We start from the raw sequence: 1,246 nt of genomic DNA, 5'->3' as shown, positions 1-1,246 counted from the left end.
TGAACAAATCACCAGTGGACAATATATTTATCGCTCTATCGCCACCAATCTTGAAACTTTGAGTGACAGCAAGGTTATCCATTTTTACAACCAACAAGGTGAAGACAGTGAAAACCGTATCAAAGAATTGAAAAATGATTTTGGTGCAAGACAAATGCCTTGTGGTGATTTTAATGCCAATGCCTTGTATTTTGATATTTGTAGTTTGTCTTACAACTTGTTTGCACTAATGCGTCAAATATTACCCCTTGAATTTGCCAATAAAAGAGCAAAGCATGTTGTAATGGTCTAACAATCTTAGACACAAAGATAGCCTTATAATACAAAATATAAGGAGGTCAATAATGACACAAATAATAAAATCTAGAAAAGAGCGAGTTAACTTTACACAATCTGGTTTACAGGGTCGTTATGGAACGCTTTTTTAGAAGCTTAAAGACTGAGCGATTGAACTATCAAAGCTTTGCCAACCATCAAGAAGTAGTAGAAAATGTAGAAAGTTATATTTATTTTTACAATTATAAAAGGATCCATTCAGTCATTGGGTATATTACACCTACTCAGAAGATGGCTGAATTGAAAAAAGTGGCTTGAAATGTGTCTAGGTTGATTGGGCCATTACAGGTGGTTTTTTAGGATTTTGATTGGTATTTTTTGGGTTGGGTGGTTCTATTTTTGGATTTGGGTTTTAATTCTTCTGAAATCTCTTGAAACTCTTACACTTCTTAATTGATTGCTTGCGTTTTTTTAATTTCCTCTAAAAGTTCTTCTTCTATTAATTTTATTTGTTCGTTAACAATAGCACTAGGGTCTAACGCTTGTGCTTTTTTAAAATCTTTAATCGCCTTTTCTTCTTTTCCTAGATGTCTGTAAGCAAAGCCACGATTAGCAAAAGATATAGCATCGTTTGGGTTAAGGGTAATAGCTTGATCGTAATCATTGATAGCTTTTTGGTACTCGCCTAAGTTGACATAAGCAAAGCCACGACTAGCAAAAGATATAGCATCGTTTGGGTTAAGGGTAATAGCTTGATCGCAATCATTGATAGCTTTCTGGTACTCGCCTAAGTTGGCATAAGCAACACCACGATCACCAAAAGATATGGCATTGTTTGGGTTAAGGGCAATAGCTTGATCGTAATTATTGATAGCTTTCTGGTGCTCGTCTAAGTTGGCATAAGCAAAGCCACGTTTACCAAAAAATATAGCATCGTCTGGATCAAGGGCAATAGCTTGATCGTAATTAT

2 protein-coding genes and 1 pseudogene are annotated in these 1,246 nt (G+C 35.2%); 2 read left to right on the top strand and 1 reads right to left on the bottom strand.

Features of this window, described 5'->3' with window-relative positions; all coding sequences use genetic code 11:
- On the top strand, positions 1-292 hold a 292-nt coding region (locus BAZSYMA_RS04830; protein WP_195910103.1), incomplete at its 5' end, for a transposase.
- A gap of 113 nt (positions 293-405) precedes the next feature.
- Positions 406-594 (top strand): annotated as a pseudogene (locus tag BAZSYMA_RS04825) (IS3 family transposase); the annotation flags it as partial.
- A gap of 131 nt (positions 595-725) precedes the next feature.
- Here the strand turns inward: BAZSYMA_RS04825 and BAZSYMA_RS04820 are convergent.
- Positions 726-1,246: tetratricopeptide repeat protein (locus tag BAZSYMA_RS04820; RefSeq protein ID WP_143243106.1), on the bottom strand; the 521-nt coding region annotated here is incomplete at its 5' end.

The organism is Bathymodiolus azoricus thioautotrophic gill symbiont, from assembly GCF_001298715.1.
Taxonomy (GTDB): domain Bacteria; phylum Pseudomonadota; class Gammaproteobacteria; order PS1; family Pseudothioglobaceae; genus Thiodubiliella.
Note: the sequence above shows the minus strand (reverse complement) of the source record. Positions and strands in the feature narration are given on the sequence as shown.